The sequence below is a fragment of the Streptomyces sp. NPDC058697 genome (genome assembly GCF_042715345.1).
GTDB classification, from domain to species: Bacteria; Actinomycetota; Actinomycetes; order Streptomycetales; family Streptomycetaceae; genus Streptomyces; species Streptomyces liliifuscus.
Genome location: NZ_JBHXSU010000001.1, coordinates 584,905 through 605,869, shown reverse-complemented (window position 1 = coordinate 605,869; position 20,965 = coordinate 584,905). Strand labels below are relative to the sequence as shown.

Annotated in this window: 18 protein-coding genes; 10 read left to right on the top strand and 8 right to left on the bottom strand. The window is 69.7% G+C overall.

All coding sequences use genetic code 11. The features are described 5' to 3' along the window. Position 1: 1 nt before the first annotated feature. The 6 genes from ACFWXQ_RS02660 to rhaI all read right to left on the bottom strand — a co-directional run bounded on the left by ACFWXQ_RS02660 (position 2) and on the right by rhaI (position 7,919). Positions 2–649, bottom strand: a complete 648-nt coding sequence (locus ACFWXQ_RS02660) for a lactate utilization protein C (RefSeq protein ID WP_383942447.1) — start codon at positions 647–649, stop codon at positions 2–4. After that, entirely contained in the window at positions 646–2,127 is a 1,482-nt protein-coding gene (locus ACFWXQ_RS02655; protein ID WP_383942450.1) for a LutB/LldF family L-lactate oxidation iron-sulfur protein, read from the bottom strand. Before ACFWXQ_RS02655 ends, ACFWXQ_RS02660 begins: the two co-directional genes overlap by 4 nt. 28 nt (positions 2,128–2,155) lie before the next feature. Continuing rightward, complete coding sequence (locus ACFWXQ_RS02650) at positions 2,156–2,911, bottom strand: (Fe-S)-binding protein (protein WP_359728280.1); 756 nt, start codon at positions 2,909–2,911, stop codon at positions 2,156–2,158. A gap of 180 nt (positions 2,912–3,091) precedes the next feature. Beyond that, positions 3,092–4,531 carry a rhamnulokinase family protein gene (locus ACFWXQ_RS02645; protein WP_383942453.1) on the bottom strand — a complete coding sequence of 480 codons (1,440 nt, stop codon included), beginning with the start codon at positions 4,529–4,531 and terminating at the stop codon, positions 3,092–3,094. A gap of 43 nt (positions 4,532–4,574) precedes the next feature. Further along, positions 4,575–6,614, bottom strand: coding sequence for a bifunctional aldolase/short-chain dehydrogenase (locus ACFWXQ_RS02640; RefSeq protein ID WP_383942456.1), 2,040 nt, complete (start codon positions 6,612–6,614; stop codon positions 4,575–4,577). A 144-nt stretch (positions 6,615–6,758) separates the two neighbouring features. Then, positions 6,759–7,919, bottom strand: coding sequence for an L-rhamnose isomerase (rhaI, locus tag ACFWXQ_RS02635; RefSeq protein ID WP_383942459.1), 1,161 nt, complete (start codon positions 7,917–7,919; stop codon positions 6,759–6,761). A 307-nt stretch (positions 7,920–8,226) separates the two neighbouring features. On the opposite strand from rhaI, the gene ACFWXQ_RS02630 reads away from it, so the two are divergent. The 9 genes from ACFWXQ_RS02630 (at position 8,227) to ACFWXQ_RS02590 (ending at position 18,225) form a co-directional block, all read left to right on the top strand. Then, complete coding sequence (locus ACFWXQ_RS02630; protein WP_383942462.1) at positions 8,227–9,744, top strand: sugar ABC transporter ATP-binding protein; 1,518 nt, start codon at positions 8,227–8,229, stop codon at positions 9,742–9,744. Next, positions 9,741–10,781: an ABC transporter permease gene (locus ACFWXQ_RS02625; protein ID WP_383942465.1), complete on the top strand. Its 1,041-nt coding sequence runs from the start codon at positions 9,741–9,743 to the stop codon at positions 10,779–10,781. The genes ACFWXQ_RS02630 and ACFWXQ_RS02625 overlap by 4 nt, the downstream gene beginning before the upstream one ends. Then, on the top strand, positions 10,774–11,751 hold the full coding sequence (locus tag ACFWXQ_RS02620) for an ABC transporter permease (protein ID WP_383942467.1): 978 nt from the start codon (positions 10,774–10,776) through the stop codon (positions 11,749–11,751). The genes ACFWXQ_RS02625 and ACFWXQ_RS02620 overlap by 8 nt, the downstream gene beginning before the upstream one ends. Before the next feature lie 98 nt (positions 11,752–11,849). After that, positions 11,850–12,935, top strand: a complete 1,086-nt coding sequence (gene rhaS, locus ACFWXQ_RS02615; RefSeq protein WP_383942470.1) for a rhamnose ABC transporter substrate-binding protein — start codon at positions 11,850–11,852, stop codon at positions 12,933–12,935. Between the two features lie 31 nt (positions 12,936–12,966). Continuing rightward, on the top strand, positions 12,967–13,287 hold the full coding sequence (locus ACFWXQ_RS02610; RefSeq protein ID WP_189844217.1) for an L-rhamnose mutarotase: 321 nt from the start codon (positions 12,967–12,969) through the stop codon (positions 13,285–13,287). 106 nt (positions 13,288–13,393) lie between these two features. Further along, positions 13,394–14,815, top strand: a complete 1,422-nt coding sequence (locus ACFWXQ_RS02605; RefSeq protein ID WP_383942472.1) for a BNR repeat-containing protein — start codon at positions 13,394–13,396, stop codon at positions 14,813–14,815. 78 nt (positions 14,816–14,893) lie between these two features. Next, positions 14,894–15,919: a LacI family DNA-binding transcriptional regulator gene (locus tag ACFWXQ_RS02600; protein WP_383942475.1), complete on the top strand. Its 1,026-nt coding sequence runs from the start codon at positions 14,894–14,896 to the stop codon at positions 15,917–15,919. A 138-nt stretch (positions 15,920–16,057) separates the two neighbouring features. Beyond that, positions 16,058–17,359 carry an alpha/beta fold hydrolase gene (locus ACFWXQ_RS02595; RefSeq protein ID WP_383942478.1) on the top strand — a complete coding sequence of 434 codons (1,302 nt, stop codon included), beginning with the start codon at positions 16,058–16,060 and terminating at the stop codon, positions 17,357–17,359. Positions 17,360–17,490: 131 nt separating this feature from the next. After that, on the top strand, positions 17,491–18,225 hold the full coding sequence (locus ACFWXQ_RS02590; RefSeq protein WP_383942481.1) for a PIG-L deacetylase family protein: 735 nt from the start codon (positions 17,491–17,493) through the stop codon (positions 18,223–18,225). Here ACFWXQ_RS02590 and ACFWXQ_RS02585 read toward each other — a convergent pair. After that, the gene (locus tag ACFWXQ_RS02585) at positions 18,156–18,392 is read right to left on the bottom strand and encodes a DUF5999 family protein (RefSeq protein WP_383942484.1); all 237 of its coding nucleotides are present in this window, start codon (positions 18,390–18,392) and stop codon (positions 18,156–18,158) included. The genes ACFWXQ_RS02590 and ACFWXQ_RS02585 overlap by 70 nt on opposite strands. A 218-nt stretch (positions 18,393–18,610) precedes the next feature. Here ACFWXQ_RS02585 and ACFWXQ_RS02580 point away from each other — a divergent pair, with 218 nt between their 5' ends. After that, a complete protein-coding gene (locus tag ACFWXQ_RS02580) occupies positions 18,611–19,450 on the top strand; it encodes a pentapeptide repeat-containing protein (protein ID WP_383942487.1) in 840 nt (279 codons plus the stop codon). Here the strand turns inward: ACFWXQ_RS02580 and ACFWXQ_RS02575 are convergent. Continuing rightward, positions 19,418–20,959, bottom strand: a complete 1,542-nt coding sequence (locus ACFWXQ_RS02575) for a cytochrome P450 (RefSeq protein ID WP_383942490.1) — start codon at positions 20,957–20,959, stop codon at positions 19,418–19,420. The two genes, ACFWXQ_RS02580 and ACFWXQ_RS02575, sit on opposite strands and share 33 nt — an antisense overlap. Between the last annotated feature and the right edge of the window lie 6 nt (positions 20,960–20,965).

Sequence of the window (20,965 nt, the reverse complement as noted above, 5' to 3'; positions counted from 1 at the left end):
GTCACTCTCCGCTCACCAGCACCACCTCAAGGGTGCGCGGACCATGCACCCCCTCGACCCGGTCGAGCTCGATGTCACTGGTCGCGGAGGGGCCCGAGATCCAGGTCAGCGGGCGGGCCGGGTCCAGGCGCTCCAGACCCTGGGGCACGGAGGACACGACCTGAGCGGGGACGCGTACGACACAGATGTGGTGGTCCGGGACCAGCGTGATCCGGCGGCGGCCCTGGTCCGGGCCGCCGTCCAGGACGATGGTGCCGGTCTCGGCGATGGCGACCGCGCACGCGGTGACGACGCTGTCGACGCGGTCCAGTTCGGCCGGTGTGCCGTCGAGCCGGTCCGGAACCCGCGTCACGTCGGTGGCCGCGAGCCACTCCGGGTCCAGGCCCGTCGGTACGACGACAGAGGTCGAACCCCGCTCGGCCAGCAGTCCGGCGATCGTCGCCGCCAGTCCGTCGGCGGCACAGCGGTGCACGTGTGCCCGGTAGTCCGCCAGGTTCTCCGCCAGCAGCTCCACCGTCTGCTCGACACTCCGGTCCCCGTGCTCGCGCAGATACCCGCGCTCGAAGGCCTGGTCGTACGGCGTGTCGTCCCGCGGCACGTCCGCCAGCGCGCGCCGCACCCGGGCCAGGATCAGATCCCTGCTGCTCACTTCGACGCGTCCTTTCCACCGTGCGTCCGCTGCCACCAGTCGCGGAACGGCTCCGAGGGAACCGTCGGCAGCGCCCGCGTCTCGCTCCACGCCTTGCCGGGCCCGGGAAGCGTCCGCGGATGGAAACGACGGGTCCGGGACGCGAACCGCTGTCCGGTGCGCAGCGCGCCCGGACGACCGAAGGCCCATCGCGCCGCGCGCATCGCCGCCCGCTCGGCGGCATGCCCCTTCGCGGGCTTGAGCACGACCTTGGCGCCGTCCCGGGTCACGACACCGCCCTCGACGACCCGCTCCCTCAGATGCACCAGCACCTCCGGGATGTCGATCGCCACCGGGCAGACGTCGTAGCAGGCACCGCACAGCGAGGAGGCGTACGGGAGTGAGGCGTCGATCTCGCTCTGCGTGCCCCGGAGTTGAGGGCTGAGGATCGCACCGATCGGGCCCGGGTAGACCGAGCCGTACGCGTGGCCGCCCGCCCGCTCGTACACCGGGCAGACGTTCAGACACGCCGAGCAGCGGATGCAGCGCAGGGCCTGGCGGCCCACCTCGTCGGCGAGCGTGTCGGTGCGGCCGTTGTCGATGAGGACGAGATGGAAGGTCTGGGGACCGTCCTCGTCCGTCGTGCCCGTCCAGGTGGAGGTGTACGGGTTCATGCGCTCGGCCGTGGAGGAGCGGGGGAGTGTCTGGAGGAAGACCTCCAGGTCCTGCCAGGTCGGCACGATCTTCTCGATGCCGACGACCGAGATCAGCGTCTCGGGGAGGGTCAGGCACATCCGGCCGTTGCCCTCGGACTCCACGACGACCAGCGTGCCCGTCTCGGCGACCATGAAGTTGGCGCCGGAGACACCGACCTTGGCGCGCAGGAACTTCTCACGCAGATGCACACGGGCGGCCTCGGCCAGTTCGGCGGGCGTGTCGGTCAGGCCCTCGGGCGCCGGGCGGCCCCACTCGCTCATCTCGCGGGCGAAGATGTCCCGGATCTCGCCGCGGTTGCGGTGGATGGCCGGGACGAGGATGTGGGAGGGCCGGTCCTTGCCCAACTGCACGATGAGCTCGGCGAGATCGGTCTCGTAGGCGTTGATGCCCTCGGCTTCCAGCGCCTCGTTGAGTCCGATCTCCTGCGTGGCCATCGACTTGACCTTGACGACCTCGCTCTCGCCGGTCGCCTTGACGAGGTACGTGACGATCCGGTTGGCCTCGTCCGCGTCGGCGGCCCAGTGTACGGTGCCGCCGGCCGCCGTGACCGACTCCTCCAACTGCACCAGATACCGGTCGAGATGACGGAGTGTGTGGTCCTTGATCTGCTTGCCGGCCTCGCGCAGCTCGGCCCAGTCGGACAGCTCCGCGACCGCCTTAGCCCGCTTGGTGCGGATGGTGTGCGTCGCGTGGCGCAGATTGCCGCGCAGGGTCTGGTTGTGGACGGCCTCGTGCGCGGCCTTCGGGAAGGAGGGCATCCCGACGAAAGTCCCACCGCTCATGCGCTCGGCTCCTCTCCGCTGGTGTGGTTCATGACAGCGGCTCCTCCTCCGTGCTCGCCAGGATCTCCGCGATGTGCACCGGACGCATGTCCGTCCTGAGCCGGGTCATGGTGCCGCCGATGTGCATGAGGCAGGAGTTGTCGGCGGCGCACAACACGTCGGCGCCCGTCGACTCGGCGTTGCGCACCTTGTCGGCACCCATCGCCGCCGATACATCGGAGTTCTTGACGGCGAACGTGCCTCCGAAGCCACAGCACTCGTCCGCGCCGGGCAGCTCCTTCAGCTCAAGTCCCTTGACGGACTGGAGCAGTCGGCGCGGCCGGTCGCCGAGCCCGAGACTCCGCAGCCCGTGACAGGTGGGGTGGTACGTGACGGTGTGCGGGTAGTACGCGCCCACGTCCGTCACCCCGAGCACGTCCACCAGGAACTCCGTGAGCTCGTAGGTCTTCGGCACGACCGGCGCGAGTGTGGCCGCCAGGGTGTCCCCGCGGCCCTCGGCTCGGGCCCGCTCGCCCATCCGCGGATACAGCTCCCGCACCATCGCGCCGCACGACCCGGACGGCGTCACGATCGCTTCGTACCCACCGAATACATCGGAGAAATGCCGGGCCATCGGCTCGGCCTGGTGACGGTACCCGGTGTTGTAGTGCGCCTGCCCGCAGCACGTCTGCGCCATCGGGAAGTCGACCTCCACGCCCAGCCTGGTCAGCAGTTTCACCACGGCACGGCCGGTGTCAGGGTAGAGCGTGTCGTTGACACAGGTCAGGAACAGAGCGACACGCATCGCGGCTCCCTTGGGATCGATCATCGGATGAGTGCACGGTACGCTGCGCTGGCTTCGGTGGGAAAGAGGTTGCCCTTCGCGTGGGGTGCCGTTTCCTGGCCGCCGTGCCTGGAAGCGGTGTTCGGGGCTGCGGGTTGTTGGTGGCTGGGCGCGCAGTTCCCCGCGCCCCTTTGGGGCGCGTCATCGCTCGGCCAGCCTGGCCTCGGCCGCCTGCCATGTTGTTGTGGAGGTTCGTGGCTCGTAGCGGGTCAACTGCTGGGTACGGGCGAGCAGTTCGCGCATCGAGGTGCGGTCGGTGACCAGGCCGTGGGTGCGGGCCTGTACGAGCACGTTGCCCAGGGCTGCCGCTTCCGCCGGGCCCGCCACCACCGGGAGGCCGCAGGCGTCGGCGGTCAGTTGGCACAGCAGGGCGTTGCGGGTGCCGCCGCCGACGATGTGGACGACGTCGACCGGGTGGTCGGCCAGTTCCTGGGCCTGGTTGATAGCCCGGCGGTGGGCGAGGGCGAGCGAGTCGAGGATGCAGCGTGTGATCTCTGCGGGCGACTCGGGGACGGGCTGCCCCGACTCCCGGCACGCGTCGGCGATCCGGGCCAGCATTCGCCCCGGAGCCAGGAAGGCGGCGTCCCCCGCGTCCACGACGGACCGCAGCGCCGGTACCTCGGCGGCGGCCGACAGAAGGTCTCCCAGGTCGGGGTCCCCCCATTCCCGTACGCACTCCTGGAGCAGCCAGAGCCCCATGATGTTCCGCAGATAGCGGACCGTGCCGTCCAGGCCCAGCTCGTTGGTGAAGTTGGCCGCGCGGCTCGCCTCGGTGAGGACCGGGGCCTCCAGCTCAAGGCCCGCCAGGGACCAGGTGCCGGTGCAGATGTACGCGAAGCGCTCGCCGCCCACGGCCGGAACCGCGGCCACCGCGGAGGCGGTGTCGTGCGAGCCGACCGCCGTCACCGGCACCGGACCGGTCAGCCCGGTCTCGTCCAGCACGCTCTGCCTGAGGAGCCCCGCCGGATCCCCGGGCTGCCGCAGGGGCGCGAACAGCCCCAGGTCGACACCGAGGCGCTCCGCGACGTCGTACGACCAGTCGCGGGTCCGTGGGTCGATCAGCTGGGTCGTGGAGGCGTTGGTGAGCTCCGTGCCCAGCACGCCCGTGAGCCAGTACGCCAGCAGGTCGGGGATGAGCAACAGGCGGCTCGCGTGGGCCAGTTGGGACGACGAGCGGGCGGCCACCAGCTGGTACAGGGTGTTGAAGGGTGCGTACTGGAGCCCGGTCGCCCCGTACAGCTCGGCGGCGGGCACGGTGGCCCACACCTTCTCCGCGATCCCCTGGGTGCGGGTGTCGCGGTAGTGCACCGGGTTGCCGAGGAGCGCCCCGTCGGCGTCGAGCAGGCCGTAGTCCACGGCCCAGCTGTCGATGCCGACGGAGTCGACCTGCCCTGCCGCGCGCAGCCCGTCGAGGACGCCCGCGTACAGCGCGAGGATGTTCCAGCGCAGCCCCTCGGGCGTCCGCACCGGCCGGTTCGGGAAGCGGTGAGCCTCCGTCAGCTCCAGCGAGCCGGGGCCCACGCGGCCGACCATGACGCGCCCGCTGGACGCGCCGAGGTCGACCGCGGCGTACGACTTCACAGCCGCCTCCTGAGGTTCACTGTCGCTTCCTGGGTCACGTTCGTCACCGGAGGAACGCGGCGGCGACACCGGCGTCGACCGGGACGTGCAGACCGGTGGTGTGCGTGAGGTCGCCGCCCGTCAGGGCGAAGACGGCGTTGGCGACGTGCTCGGGCAGCACCTCGCGCTTGAGGATGGTCCGCTGGGCGTAGAACTCGCCGAGCTTCTCCTCCTCGATGCCGTACGTGGCCGCGCGCTGAGCGCCCCAGCCGCCCGCGAAGATCCCGGAGCCGCGCACGACCCCGTCGGGGTTGATGCCGTTGACCCGGATCCCGTGCTCGCCCAACTCGGCGGCCAGCAGCCGCACTTGATGGGCCTGGTCGGCCTTGGTGGCGGAGTACGCGATGTTGTTCGGACCGGCGAAGACGGCGTTCTTGGACGCGATGTAGATGACGTCTCCGCCGAGCCCCTGCGCGATCATCACCCGGGCCGCCTCGCGCGAGACGAGGAAGGAGCCGCGGGCCATGATGTCGTGCTGGAGGTCCCAGTCCTTCGCCGTGGTCTCCAGGAGCGGCTTGGAGATGGAGATACCGGCGTTGTTCACGACCAGGTCGACACCGCCGAAGGCGAGCACCGCCGCCTTGAAGGCCTCGGCGATCTGCTCCTCGGAGGTTACGTCCACGGTGACGGCGACGGCCTTGTCGGGCCCGCCCAGCGCGGTGGCGACCTCGGCCGCGTTCTCCGCGTTCAGGTCCGCGATCACGACACACGCGCCCTCGGCCACCAGCCGCTCGGCGATCGCCTTGCCGATACCGCTGCCCGCACCCGTCACCAGCGCCACCCGCGTGGCGAGCGGCTTGGGCTTCGGCATCCGCTGGAGCTTGGCCTCCTCAAGAGCCCAGTACTCGATGCGGAACTTCTCCGACTCCTCGATCGGCGCGTACGTAGAGACGGCCTCGGCCCCGCGCATCACGTTGATCGCGTTGACGTAGAACTCGCCGGCCACGCGCGCGGTCTGCTTGTCCTTGCCGAAGCTGAACATGCCGACCCCGGGAATCAGCACGATCGCCGGGTCGGCGCCGCGCATCGCAGGGGAGTCGGGCAGGGCATGCCGCTGGTAGTAGGCGGCGTACTCCTCGCGGTACTCGGCGTGCAGTTCCTTGAGCCGCGCGATCGCCTCGCCCAGTTCGGCGGCCGGCGGCAGATCGAGGACGAGCGGCCTGACCTTCGTACGGAGGAAGTGGTCCGGGCAGGAGGTGCCGAGCGCGGCGAGCCGCGGGTGCTCGGCGCTCGCGAGGAAGTCGAGCACGACCTCGGAGTCGGTGAAGTGACCGACCTGCGGACGGTCCTGCGAGGCCAGCGACCGGATCACGGGCGCGAGAGCGGCGGCCCGCTCCCGGCGCTCGACGCCGCCGAGAGCCGCGTACCCCTCGACGACCGGCCCGAAGGGCTCGTCCTTCCCGCGCTCGGCGAGGAACGTCTCGGCGGTACGGATGATGTGCAGCGAGTTCCGCTCGCACTCCTCGGCCGTGTCGCCCCAGGCGGTGATGCCGTGCCCGCCGAGGACGCAGCCGACGGCCTGCGGATTCGCCTCCTTCACGGCGGCGATGTCCAGACCGAGCTGGAACCCGGGCCGGCGCCACGGCACCCACACCACGCTGTCCCCGAAGCACTCGGCGGTCAGCTTCTCCCCGTCGGCCGCACAGGCGAGCGCGATCCCGGAGTCGGGATGCAGATGATCCACATGCGCCGCGTCCACCAGCCCGTGCATGGCCGTGTCGATCGACGGAGCCGCCCCACCCTTCCCGTGCAGGCAGTAGTCGAACGCGGCCACCATCTCGTCCTCGCGCTCGACCCCCGGATACACGTCCTTCAGCGCCAGCAGCCGATCGATCCGCAACACCGCGAGCCCGGATTCGGTGAGGGTCCCCAGATCGCCCCCCGACCCCTTGACCCACATCAACTCCACATCACCCCCGGTCACAGGATCGGTGTCGATGCCCTTCGCGGACGTGTTCCCGCCCGCATAGTTCGTGTTCCGCGGATCAGAACCAAGCCGATTGGACCGACCAAGCAGAGCAGCGGCTTCGGAATGGGGTGCCATGTTCCTAGTCCTTAGAAGAGTGTGTACGTGTGGCTTGTGCCCCGTAGGGGCGCGGGGAACTGCGCGATCAGCCGAACTCAACCCGCGGTCCGCCACTGACCTGTAGTCCTACGGCGACTGGACCGGTCAAGCCCAGCGCAGCGGCTACGCCCCCCAACCGGCCTGCTGCCCACCAACCCGCTCCGCAGCGATCTTCTGCTGCCAGCCGGAGGCGTGATACGCCGCCATGGGGTCGGGGTCCAACCCCAGCTCCTCACGAACCTCCCCCACCAACGGCCGCACATCCGTGTTGTACGCGTCCATGACGACAGCGTTCGCAGCCAGCACATCCCCCGACCGCTGGGCGGCAACGAGCGCCTCGCGGTCCACCAGGAGCGCCTTCGCCGTGGCCTCCTGCACATTCATCACGGAACGAATGATGGCCGGGATCTTCGCCTCGATGTTGTGGCACTGGTCGAGCATGAACGCCACATCCGGGCTGAACCCGCCCCCGCGAATCACCTCGTACATGATCCGGAACAACTGGAACGGATCGGCGGCCCCGACCATCAGGTCGTCATCGGCGTAGAACCGCGAGTTGAAGTCGAACGCCCCGAGCTTCCCCTCGCGCAGCAGCGTCGCGACGATGAACTCGATGTTGGTCCCGGGAGCGTGGTGCCCGGTGTCGACGACGACCTGGGCCTTGGGCCCGAGCTTCAGACAGTGGGCGTACGCCGTACCCCAGTCCGGCACGTCCGTCGTATAGAAGGCGGGCTCGAAGAACTTGTACTCCAGCAGCATCCGCTGGTCGTCACCGAGCCGCTCGTACACCCGGGCGAGCCCCTCGGCGAGCCGGTCCTGGCGCTCGCGGATGTCGTCCTGGCCGGGATAGTTCGTACCGTCCGCGAACCACAGCTTCAGGTCCTTCGAACCCGTGGCGTCCATGATGTCGACGCATTCGAGCAGGTGGTCGAGAGCCTTGCGGCGCACCGCCGCGTCCGGGTGGCAGATACTGCCCAGCTTGTAGTCGTCGTCCTGGAAGGTGTTGGAGTTGATCGCGCCGAGCTTCAGGCCGCGCTCCTCGGCGTGCTTTGCGAGCGCCGCGTAGTCCTCGACCCTGTCCCAAGGGATGTGCAGCGCCACGGTCGGCGCGGTGCCCGTGAACTCGTGCACCTTCGCGGCGTCGTCCAGCTTTTCGAAAGGATCGCGCGGGACTCCGGGCTGCGCGAACACCTTGAAGCGGGTTCCCGAGTTCCCGTACGCCCATGACGGCGTCTCTACTGCCTGGGTCTTGAGGGCGGCCTTCACCGCGGCAAGCTCGGTCACTTCAGGGCTCCTGTGACTTCGGTTGTGACATCGGGTCCGAACGGCTTCAGCGCGACTTCCGCACGACGTGCAGTGCGAGGTTCAGTCTGAAACGATTCAGAACGCTGAAGCTATGAGCAGCCCGAAAGGCTGTCAACCCCTCCGACGAATACGTCTCTCCGTGACTCGGTTGTGACCTCTGGCTATCGAAAATTTCGGCCTGTACCCATTGACGTGACCTGGGCTACATGTCTAACGTCCCGGCAACCTAGTTGAAACCTTTCACGACGTCGTGAGGCCGCATCGCCCGCGTCGTTGAGGAGCCCTCATGACCCACCGGTCCGACGCGGGTCCGGCCCCCGTGCTGGCACTGAAGGACATCTCGAAGTCCTTCGGCGCCGTACGCGCCCTGCGGGACGTGTCCCTCGAACTCTTCCCCGGCGAAGTCCACGCACTCGCCGGAGAGAACGGCGCGGGCAAGTCGACCCTCATCAAGACGCTCGCCGGCGTGCACCGACCGGACGCCGGTCAGGTGCTCCTGGACGGCGAGCCCACCGTCTTCCACGGTCCCGCCGACGCCCGGGACGCGGGCATCGCGGTGATCTACCAGGAGCCCACGCTCTTCCCCGACCTGTCGATCGCCGAGAACATCTTCATGGGCCGTCAGCCGCGGCGCGCGCTCGGCCGGATCGACCACAAGGCCACACACGCGTCGACCCTGGCCCTGATGAAGCGCCTCGGCGTCGAGCTCGACCCCGACCGTCCGGCGCGCGGCCTGTCCATCGCCGACCAGCAGATCGTCGAGATCGCCAAGGCGCTCTCCTTCGACGCCCGCGTCCTGATCATGGACGAGCCGACCGCCGCCCTCACCGGCAGCGAGGTGGCCCGTCTGTTCGGAGTCGTGCGCACCCTGCGCGAACAGGGCTCGGCCGTGCTGTTCATCTCGCACCGACTGGAGGAGATCTTCCGGATCTGCCAACAGGTGACGACCCTTCGCGACGGCGCCCTGATCTCCAGCGAGCCGATCGACGGCATGACCGAGGACGACCTCGTACGCCGCATGGTCGGCCGCGATCTCGACGAGCTCTACCCCAAGCAGGACGTCAGGGCGGGCGAAGTCGCCCTGAGCGTACGGCGGCTGACCCGCGAGGGCGTCTTCACCGATGTCTCCTTCGACGTCCGCCGCGGCGAGATCGTCGGCCTCGCCGGACTCGTCGGCGCCGGGCGTACGGAGGTCGCCCGGGCCGTCTTCGGCGTCGACCGCTGGGACGCCGGAGAGGTCGAGATCGACGGCAGGAAGCTGAGGAACGGCGCGCCCTCCACGGCCATGGCCGCCGGGCTCGCCCTCGTCCCCGAGGACCGCCGCGCCCAGGGCCTGGTGATGGACATGTCCATCGAGCGCAACATCGGCCTCACCGGACTGCGTACGACCGTCAAGGCCGGCCTGATGGACCCGCGCGCCGAGCGCAGCCGCTCCCTCGACTGGGCCGTCAAGCTCCAGGTCAAGTACGCGCGGATCGCCGACACCGTCAACACTCTGTCGGGCGGCAACCAGCAGAAGGTCGTCCTCGCCAAGTGGCTCGCCACCGGCCCCAAGGTGCTGATCGTCGACGAGCCGACCCGCGGCATCGACGTCGGTACGAAGGCCGAAGTGCACCGGCTGCTCAGCCAGTTGGCCGCCGACGGGGTCGCCGTCCTGATGATCTCCTCCGACCTGCCCGAGATTCTCGGCATGGCCGACCGGGTCCTCGTGATGCACGAGGGCCGGCTCACCGCCGAGATCCCACGCTCCGACGCCACCGAGGAAACCGTGATGGCCGCAGCCACCGGGAGGGCAGCCGCGTGACGGTCACCGCTCCCAAGCCCACCCCCGCCACCGAGGTGCCCAAGTCCAGCGGCACCCGGCTGGTGGACCGCGTCTTCAAGATGCGCGAACTCGCCATCCTGGTCGTCTTCCTGGTGATGATCGTCATCACCCAGATCGGCAACAGCGACTTCCTGTCCGAGCAGGGCATCAAGGACCTCCTGCTGAACGCGACCATCCTCGTACTGGTCGCCACCGGCCAGTCGTTGGTCGTCATCACCCGCAACGTCGACCTGTCGGTCGGCTCGACGCTCGGCATCAGCGCCTTCGCGGCGGGCACCTACCTCCAGGGCGGCGGCAACTCCGTCGTCGCCGTGGCCCTCGCGGTCCTGCTCGGCATCGGCTGCGGACTCGTCAACGGACTGCTCGTCAGCCTCGGCCAGGTGCCCGCGCTCGTCGTCACCCTCGGCACGCTCTACATCATCCGGGGCATCGACTCCATCTGGGTCGGCTCCCGGCAGATCACCGCGGCCGGCCTGCCCGACGGATTCATCGACTTCGGCTCCGGCGGCCTCTCCGCCGTGCCGTGGCTGGCGATGATCGCGCTGGCGGTGCTGATCGCGACGGCGTACTACCTGAAGCACTTCGGCAGCGGCCGCGAGCTGTACGCGCTCGGCTCCAACCCGGAGGCCGCCCGCCTCGCAGGCATCCCCGTACGCAAGCGGATCCTGGCCGCCTACACCTTCTGCGGAGCCCTCGCTGGACTCGCGGGCGCGCTGTATCTCGCCCGGTTCGGCAACGTCGACTCCGGCACCGGCAACGGCTACGAACTCACCGTCGTCAGCGCGGTGGTGGTCGGCGGCGTCGTCTTCACCGGCGGCTCCGGCAGCGTCTACGGGGCGGCCCTCGGCGCGCTGCTCCTGACCTCAATCAACAGCGTGCTGCCCGCCCTCGGTGTCAGCTCGGTCTGGGTGCTCGCCATCAACGGCATCCTGCTCATCCTCGCCATCGCGGTCGACCGGATCGTCGCCCTGCGCGTGGCGACCGCCCTGAAGAAGAGGAACGCCCGCCATGGCTGACTCCGCTCTCGCGCGCGCCGTCCGCTGGGACACGGTCGTCGGCGCCCTCCTGATCGTCGTCCTGCTGCTGTCCTTCACCACCGTGGACGGCTTCGGCAACGCCCTCAACCTGTCGTTCCTGATCGGCAACACGCTGCCCATCGCGCTGATCGCCCTGCCGATGACCCTGCTCGTGGTCTCCGGCGAGATCGATCTGTCGGTCGCCTCCACGGCCGGTCTGTCCGGCGCGGTGATGGGCGCCCTGTGGAACCAGGGCATGACCATCGAGACGATCATCCCGATCTGTCTGCTCCTCGGCGTGGTGTGCGGGCTGATCAACGGTCTGCTGGTGACACGGCTCGGACTGCCGTCCCTCGCCGTCACCATCGGCACCCTCGCCGCCTACCGGGGCATCGCGCAGATCGTCCTCGGCTCGGACGCGGTGACCGACTTCCCCACCCAGTACCTGGACTTCGCGTCCGGACGCATCGGCGACACCTTCATCCCGTACGCGTTCCTGCCCTTCCTCGTGCTGCTCGCGATCGCCGTGGTCGCGCTGCACGCCACGCCGTTCGGGCGCTCGCTGTTCGCGATCGGTGCCAGTGAGGAGGCCGCGCGGTTCGCCGGCATCCGCGTCAAGCGGCAGAAGCTGATCCTGTTCACCCTGACCGGGCTCATGGCCTCGCTGACCGGCATCTTCTGGGCACTGCACTACGCCAGCGCCCGCTACGACAACGCCACCGGGCTCGAACTCTCCGTCGTGGCGGCCGTGTTGCTGGGCGGGATCGACTTCGACGGAGGCAAGGGCACGCTTGGCGGCGCTGTCGCCGGGGTGTTCTTGCTCGGGGCGCTGCAGAACGTGATGAGTCTGCAGGACGTTTCGGCTCAGTCGCAGATCGTTGTCACCGGTGTGCTGCTGGTGCTGTCCGTGCTTGGACCGCGGGTTGCGCGGCAGATCTCCATTGCGAGGGCGCAAAGGCTGACGTTGTAGCGCCGTTTGAATGCTGCGGGTCCGTTGTGGCTGGTCGCGCAGTTCCCCGCGCCCCTAAAAGGGGCGAACCGTACTCCTCCTCAGTAAAGGACCTCGCCATGCGCAAGTCATCCATCCGCCGAGCCTGTGCGGTTCTCGCTGCCACCACATCCCTGGCCCTGGCTCTCACCGCCTGCGGCGGCGGTACCTCCAAGGACGATGTCAAGGAAGAGGGGGCCTCGAATGCCGCGGCCGGCAAGGCCGACCCGAACGCGGCCACCAAGAAGGGGCTGACCGTCGGCTTCCTGCCGAAGGCGGTCAACAACCCGTACTTCACCACCGCGGACAAGGGCGGCGAGAAGGCCCTCACCGAACTGGGCTCGAAGTACAAGGAGGTCGGCACCAGCAGCGCCACGGACACCTCGGGGCAGGTGAGTTACGTCAACACGCTCACCCAGCAGCAGGTCGACGCGATGGCCGTCTCGGCGCAGGACCCGGGCGCCCTGTGCACCGCGCTCAAGCAGGCCATGAAGAACGGCGTCAAGGTCGTCACGTACGACTCCGACACCAAGGCCGACTGCCGCAACGCGTTCGTCTCGCAGGCCAGCGCCGAGGCCCTCGGCCGCACCGAGGTCCAGCTCCTCGCCGAGCAGATCGGCTACAAGGGCGAGATCGCGATCCTGTCCGCCGCGCAGACCGCGACGAACCAGAACACCTGGATCGAGTTCATGAAGGACGAGCTCAGGGACCCCAAGTACAAGGACATGAAGCTGGTCAAGGTCGCGTACGGCAACGACGACGCCCAGCAGTCCTTCCAGCAGACCCAGGGCCTGCTCCAGGAGAACCCGAAGCTGGCCGGGATCATCTCCCCGACCACCGTCGGCATCAAGGCGGCCGCCCAGTACCTGTCCGGCTCGAAGTACAAGGGCAAGGTCAAGCTCACCGGCCTCGGCACCCCGAACGACATGCGCAAGTACGTGAAGAACGGCACCGTCGAGGCCTTCGAGCTGTGGGACCCGGCGAAGCTCGGCGAGCTGGCCGCGCGTACCGCCGTGGCGCTGTCGTCCGGTCAGATCACCGGCAAGGAGGGCGAGACCTTCAAGGCCGGCGACATGGGCACCTTCACCATCGGCAAGGACGGCGTGATCGACCTCGGCAAGCCGACCGTGTTCGACAAGAAGAACATCGACCAGTTCGACTTCTGATCCCCCGTCCCCCCACCGGGAGTTGCCCTTCATGCAGCGCGTATGTTTCCTGCTCAAGGTCCGCGAGGACCGGCTCGACGAGTACCGCGAGCGGCATGCCGCCGTGTGGCCCGAGATGCTCGAAGCGCTCTCGGCCACGGGCTGGCACAACTACTCGCTCTTCCTTCGTGAAGACGGCCTGCTGGTCGGCTACTTGGAGACCGAGGACTTCGCGGCCGCGCAGGCAGGCATGGAGGCCGCCGAGGTCAACGCCCGTTGGCAGGCCGAGATGGCGCCGTTCTTCGAATCGCTGGACGGCGCCAGGCCCGACGAGGCCATGAAGCCCCTCACCGAGGTGTTCCACCTCGCCTGACCCACCGTGCTTCTCCCCGCTCACCCGGCTCACTCAGGTCACCCAACTCACCCCGCTCTTCCCCTCGCTCGTTCACCTCCTCCCCACGCGATCAGGAGCCCCGAACATGAAGAGACGCACCCTGCTGGCGACCGCCCTGCTCGGCAGCGTGGCGGCCCCCGGCATCGCCGGTACCGCCCGGGCCGCCGACCCCGGACCCTCGGTCACCCAGACCGGCAACACCACCCTCGACGCCCAGGCCATCTTCTTCGTCTCCTTCAACGGCCTCGTCAACAACAACTCGTTCCAGAAGAACGGGCTGCTGACCTACAAGGGCTACCAGTACGCCGTCTGGTACACCGCCGACCGCAACGCCGTCGTCGGCCGCCGCGTCCTCGGCGGGAGCACCTGGTCCACGGTCAAGGTCGGCCACACCCTGCGGTACAACGACTCCCACAACGTCATCTCGATGGGCGTCTCCAAGGTCGACGGCCGCCTCCACCTCAACATGGACTCCCACAGCGACGGCTTCACCTACGTGAAGTCGGTGGCCGGGCTGATGGACAACCCCGCCGGGCTGAGCTGGACCGCGAGCCGCTTCGGGGCACCGCAGTCCACCCTCGACGGACTCGCGCTCACCTCGCAGTTCACGTACCCGCAGTTCATCTCCACGCCCGACGGAAAGCTCCAGCTGAGCTACCGGGTCGCGGTCTCCGGCAACGGCCGCAACGCCCTCGCCGAGTACGACGGCACGTCCTGGACCGGCCTCGGCGAGTGGACCAGCTCCACCGGCACGTACACCAGCGAGCACGGCACCAGCACCGTACGGAACATGTACCTGCACGGCATCGACTACGACAGGAACGGCCGGCTGCACTCCTTCTTCACCTGGCGCGAGCAGAACGGCGCAGTGATGTGCAACGGCGGCGGCCTCACCAACCACGACACGGGCTATGTCTACTCGGACGACCGCGGCCGCACCTGGCGCAACAACGCGGGCACGGTGGTCGGCACCACGGGCGGCTCCGACAAGGTCGCCGTCACCGACGGCGGACTGGTGATCGACGCGATCAACCCGGACCACTCCCTGATGAACCAGGAGAGCCAGTTCACCGACTCGGCGGGCCGGCCGCACGCGATCATCAGCTACGTGCCGGGCCGCTTCGGCCAGTGCACCACCAACTACGTCGCCGACCGGACGGCCAACGGCCGCGCCTTCCACGTCCGCAAGACGTCCACCGGCACCTGGCGCAAGACCGAGATCCCGGTCCCGCTGAACTCCAGCCAGCGAACCAAGCTGATCCTCGACAAGTACGACAACGCGTACGCGATCCTGCCCTTCGGACGGATCGCCGCCGCGTCGGCCGCCTCCGGGCACACGGACTGGACGACACTGTTCGACGGCAGCGGCCTCAACGCCTTCGGCGAGGTCGTGGTCGACGAGACCCGGATCGCCCAGGACGGCGTGCTGTCGTTCCTCTACCAGGTGAAGTCCAGCGGTACGACGCCCTCGGCGCTCCATGTCGTGGACTTCAAGCTGCCCGCATGACGGAGTCCGTTCCAGGTGGTCACGCAGGTAATGTGACTGCGTGCCCACCACTCCCCGTTCCCCGGAGGTAACCGCCTGATGGCCCAGTCGGTGGGTATCAAGGACGTCGCACGAGTCGCCGGAGTCTCCGTCGGCACGGTCTCGAACGTCATCAACCGCCCGGACACGGTCGCCTCCGAGACCCGGGCCCGCGTGCTCTCCGCCATCGACCGGCTCGGTTACGTCCGCAGCGAGTCGGCGCGGCAACTGCGCGCCGGACGCAGCCGGATCATGGGCCTCCTCGTCCTCGACATGGGCAACCCCTTCTTCGTGGACGTGGCACGCGGCGCCGAGCGCGCCGCCCGCGAGGCCGGGCTCGGAGTGATGGTCTGCAACACCGCGCAGAGCGCCGGCGAGGAGGCCGACTACCTCTCCCTCTTCGCCGAGCAGCGCGTACGGGGCGTCCTGCTGACCCCCGCCGATGCCACCGGGCGCAACATAGAGGCGTTCCGCCGCCACGGCATCCCCTTCGTGCTCGTCGACCGCGTCGCCGAGGGAACCACCGAGTGCTCGGTGTCGGTCGACGACGTGGCAGGCGGTGCCCTGGCCGTACGGCACCTGATCGACGCGGGCCACCGCTCCATCGCGTACGTGAGCGGGCCGCCCGGACTGAACCAGGTCCGGGACCGCCGTACGGGCGCCCTGAACGCGCTGGGCGAGGCGGGGCTCGGCCCGGAGAACCTGCGCGAGCTGCCCACCGAGCGGCTCGACGTGGCCGCGGGCCGCGACGCCGGCGCCCGCCTCCTCGGCCTCGGCGACCGCCCGACCGCCGTGTTCTGCGCCAACGACCTGCTCGCCCTCGGCGTCCTGCAAGCGATGTTCGCGGCCGGCGTCAGCGTCCCGGACGACCTCGCGATCGTCGGCTACGACGACATCGAGTTCGCGGCCGCCGCCGCCGTCCCGCTGACCTCCGTACGACAGCCCGCCGTGACGATGGGCGCGCTCGCCGCCTCGCTGCTCCTGGAGGAGACCGAGGCCGAGACGGCACCCACCCCGCACGAGCACCAGCGCGTGGTGCTCCAGCCGGAGCTGGTGGTGCGGCGCTCCAGCCTCCCGCCGCGCTGAGCGGTTGTTCAGTACGTTTGTGCTGCCCGGCCTGATCGGCCGGTCAGTACGACTTTCTTGATCCCCGGGCTCGGCTCGCCGGAGAACTTGTGCTGAACTGGTTCGCGGTCAGGAATCCGTCCGTCTCGGGAGCCCCTTTTGAGCGCCAGTTACCGTCAGCCCGGTGTCGTCCTCAGTGACCGCCGCTTCACCGTGCCCCTCGATCACGACAACCCCTCCGGGGAGACGATCGAGCTGTACGCCCGTGAAGTGGCCGGCAGCGACAAGGCGGACCAGGACCTGCCCTGGCTGGTGTATCTCCAGGGTGGCCCGGGGTTCGGGGCGAATCGTTTCGTCGGCAAGCAGGCCTGGCTCGGGCGCGCACTGGAGGACTACCGCGTCCTGCTGCTCGACCAGCGCGGCACCGGCAGCTCCACGCCCGCCAACCGGCAGACCCTCCCGCTGCGCGGCGGCCCCCGCGAACAGGCCGACTACCTCGCGCTGTTCCGCGCCGACTCCATCGTCCGCGACTGCGAAGCGATCCGCCCGGCCGTCACCGGCGGCGCCCCCTGGGCCGTCCTCGGCCAGAGCTTCGGCGGCTTCTGCGCGACCCACTACCTCTCCACCGCGCCCGAGGGCCTCAGCACCGCCCTGATCGCCGGCGGCCTGCCCACCCTCGACGGCCACGCCGACGACGTCTACCGGGCCGCCTACCCGCGCATCGAGCGCAAGGTCGCCGCCCACTACGCGCGTTACCCCCAGGACGTCGAGCGGGCCCGGCGCATCGCCGAGCACCTCCTGCGGCACGAGCCCGTCCTGAACGGCGGCTACCGCCTCACCGTCGAGGCCTTCCAGTCCCTCGGCATCCTCCTCGGCGGCGGCGAGGGCAGCCACCGCCTGCACTACCTCCTGGAGAACGCCTTCGTCCGCACCGCACAGGGCCCGGCCCTCTCCGACGCCTTCCAGGAGGACGTCCAGTCCCTCCTCTCGTACGCCGGCCACCCGCTGTACGCACTCGTCCACGAGGCCTGCTACGCCCAGGGCGACCGCCCCACCGCATGGTCCGCCGAGCGGGTCCGCGCCGACTTCCCGCAGTTCGACGCCGCCAAGACCCTCGCGGGCGACGGCCCGGTCCTCTTCACCGGCGAGTCCGTCCACCCCTGGACCTTCGAGTGCGACCCGGCCCTGCGCCCCCTCCGCGAAACGGCAGACCTCCTCGCCGAACGCACCGACTGGCCCTCGCTGTACGACCCCGACCGCCTCGCCGCCAACGAGGTCCCCGTCGCCGCGGCCGTCTACCACGACGACATGTACGTCGACACCGACCACGCCCTGGCCACGGCCCGCACGATCCGCGGCCTGCGCACCTACGTGACGAACGAGTTCGAACACGACGGCGTCAGGGCGGGCGGCCCACGAGTCCTGGACCGCCTGATCGACCTGGCACGAGACGAGACCTGACACCGGCGCGCCTCGCCGTTCGAGGGCGCGCGGCCTCTTGTTCCTTTAGGGGCGCGGGGAACTGCGCACCCAGCCACATGCGACCCGCAGAATCCAGATGACAATGCCGACGAAACGCCTATTCTGCGACCATGACCGTCTCTGCGAACGACCAACTCAAGCCCATGCCCGAGGACTGGAAGCGGGCCCTGGCGGTGGTGGCCCACCCGGACGACCTGGAATACGGCTGCTCCGCGGCGATCGCGTCGTGGACGGACGGCGGCCGCGAGATCGCCTACGTCCTCGCCACGCGAGGCGAGGCGGGGATCGACACCCTGGCGCCGGAGAAATGCGGCCCGCTGCGCGAGCAGGAGCAGCGGGCCAGCGCCGCCGTCGTGGGCGTCACCGAGGTGGAGTTCCTGGACCACAAGGACGGCGTCGTCGAATACGGCACCGCCCTCAGGCGGGACATCGCCGCCGCGATCCGCAGGCACCGCCCCGAGTTGGTGATCACCCTCAACCACCGCGACACCTGGGGCGGGGTCGCCTGGAACACGCCCGACCATGTCGCCGTGGGCCGGGCCACCCTGGACGCGGCCGGGGACGCCGGCAACCGCTGGATCTTCCCGGATGTGGGCCTGGAGCCCTGGAACGGAGTGCGCTGGGTCGCCGTGGCGGGCTCCAGCACCCCCACCCACGCCGTGGACGCGACCCCGGGCATGGAGCGTGCGGTGCTCTCCCTGCTCGAACACCGCACCTACATCGAGGTGTTGACGGACGAGGACCCCGAGACGTACGTACGTTCCTTCCTCACCGGCTACGCGCAGACGACCGGCGAACGCTTCGGCGGGAAGCCCGCGGTCGCCTTCGAGCTCTTCGGCCGATGAATGGGGCCCACGATCCGTCCGTCCGGCAGGAGTTCGCCGGTGTCGTCGAAGACGATGGTGCCGTTGCACAGCAGGTTCCAGCCCTGTTCCGGGTGGGCGGACACGATGACCGCGTCGTGGTGGTCGGGGCTGTCAGCGGTGGGGCACGTGGGCCAGTGGGTGCACATGACGTCTCTCCGGGGTCTGTGAAGGGGCTCTTTCCTCCGTGGTAGCGGAGTTTGTTTTCAGCTGTATTAGAGACACCTCAGGCGCCGAAAACTCATCGGTGAGTTCGTTGCCCGCAAGGGAGTTGGATGTCCGGGAGGGGGGCTGGACGCCCGGGAGGCCGAACGGCCTTCCGGTCTCCGGTGATCGATACGAGCCCGCGCTGCGTAGGGTGGAGGACATGCAAGACGAAACCGGCACCGCGGCACCCGTCCCCACCGAACTGAAGGCGGACTGCGCCCAGTGCTTCGGGCTGTGCTGTGTGGCGCTGCCCTTCTCCGCCTCGGCGGACTTCGCGATCGACAAGGCGGCCGGAACCCCCTGCCGGAACCTCCGGACGGACAACCGCTGCGGCATCCACACGGAGTTGCGGCAGCGCGGCTTCAACGGCTGCACGGTCTACGACTGCTTCGGCGCCGGTCAGAAGGTCTCGCAGGTCACCTTTGGAGGAGCCGACTGGCGCTCGGGCTCCGGGGAGCGGGCCCGGCTCATGTTCGACGTGTTCCCGGTTGTACGACAGCTCCACGAGCTTCTCCGGTACCTCACCGAGGCGTTGGAACTGCCCGCCGCCCGCCCGATCCACCCCGAACTGCGCCGCGAGCTCGACAGGACCGAGGCGCTCACCCGCCGGGCCCCGGAGGAGCTCGCCGGGCTGGACGTGTCGTCGGTCCGCGAGGACGTCAACGTCCTCTTGCTGCGTGCCAGTGAGCTGGCGCGCGCCGGCCTCGGCCGGGGCAGGAAGAAGGAGCGCAGGGGCGCCGACCTCATGGGCGCCCGGCTCAAGGGCGCCGACCTGCGAGGCGCCAACCTCCGCGGCGCCTACCTCATCGCCGCCGACCTGACGGGCGCCGATCTGCGGAGCGCGGACCTGATCGGCGCCGACCTGCGCGACACCGATCTCACCGACGCCGACCTGACCGACGCGCTCTTCCTCACCCAGCCGCAGGTCAACGCCGCGAAGGGCAGCCCAGGCACCAGGCTCCCGGTGTCAGTCACCCGCCCCGGTCACTGGACACCGTGAAGCCGAGGACGCCTCCGACGCCGCCGAGGTCTCCGACACTGCCGGCATCTCCGGCCGCGCGGGAGCCGTGGGGGAGCGGCGGTCGAGGTGCAGCGTCAGCCCCTCCGGCATCAGCGTGAGCCGCTCGGCCACCCGCAGCCGGTACGCCGGATCCGGCCGCAGCTCGTAGCGGCGCAGCAGCAGCCCCAGCACCAGCGTCGCCTCGTGCAGCGCGAACTGCCGCCCGATGCACGCCCGCGCACCGGTGCCGAACGGCTTGAACGTGTGCGCGGCCCGGGCTCGTACGGCACCCGGCTCGAAGCGGTCGGGATCGAAGCCCTCCGCGTCCGCGCCCCACACGTCGGGGTCGCGGTGCAGCAGCGGGATCAGGACCAGGGCCCACGCGCCCCTGCGCATCGGATGGACACCGCCGAGGACCGTGTCCTCCTTGGCCTCGCGGGCGTAGGCCGGCGCCGTCGGCCACAGCCGCAGCGACTCGTCGAGCACCCGCCGTACGTACCGGAGCCTGGCGACCTGTTCGTAGGCGGGTTGTGGTGTGTCGCCCCAGACGCGGTCGACCTCCGCGCGGGCGCGGGCGGCGATGTCGGGGTGCTGTGCGAGGTAGTGGAGGGCGAAGGAGAGCGCGCCTGACGTGGTCTCGTGGCCCGCGATCAGGAAGGTGATGACCTGGCGGCGGATGTTCTCCGGGGTGAGGCGCTCGCCCGTCTCGGGGTGGGCCGTGTCCAGCATCCGGTCCAGTAGGTCGCCTTCCCCGGCAGGTCCGTTGATGCGGGCCTCGACCACGTCGTCGACCGTGCGGTTGAGGTACGCCACGTCGGCGTCGTTGCGGCGGGTGGCGGAGCGCATCAGCACCGGGGCCAGCGGTACGGGGACGACGTTGAGCCGCTGCGCGTACATCAGGGCGCCCACCATGGCCGTGACGAAGGGGTGCGGCCGGGCGCGCTCGAACGAGCCGAAGTCGTGGCCGAAGCCGGTGCGGGCGATCGTCTCCAGCGTCAGCTTGGTCATGTCGCCCGGCACGTCGACGGCCCGGCCCGCCGCCCGCTCGCCGTCCCAGCGGTCCGTCAGCCGGCCCGTCACCTCCAGCATCATCGCGTGGTAGCTCTCCATCGCGTCGCGGCTGAAGCCGGGCGCCAGCACGTCGTGCGCCAGCTGCCAGTTGGGCTCGTGGTTGTACGCGGTGAACAGGCCGTCCCCGGCGACCGGCCGGAGGTTGGCGACCCCCAGCCCCACGTGCTTGGCGAACCGCGACTCGTTCGCCATCTCGCCCGAGAGCTTCGCGCCCCACACGAAGACGATCTCCTTGCCGAACCCCTTGCGCCGGAAGATCGGCCCGAGCTGCCGTCCGAAGCGCAGCGAATCCTGCAGCGGGGTGCGGAGGTTGACGCCGACGACGTCACCGACCAACGGCACGCGGTGCGGCGGACGCGGGATGCGGTGCAGCTCGGGCCAGCCCAGCTCGGCACTGCGGAACCCCTTCGGCAGTGTGCTCCTCGTCGTCCCCGCCATCACGCC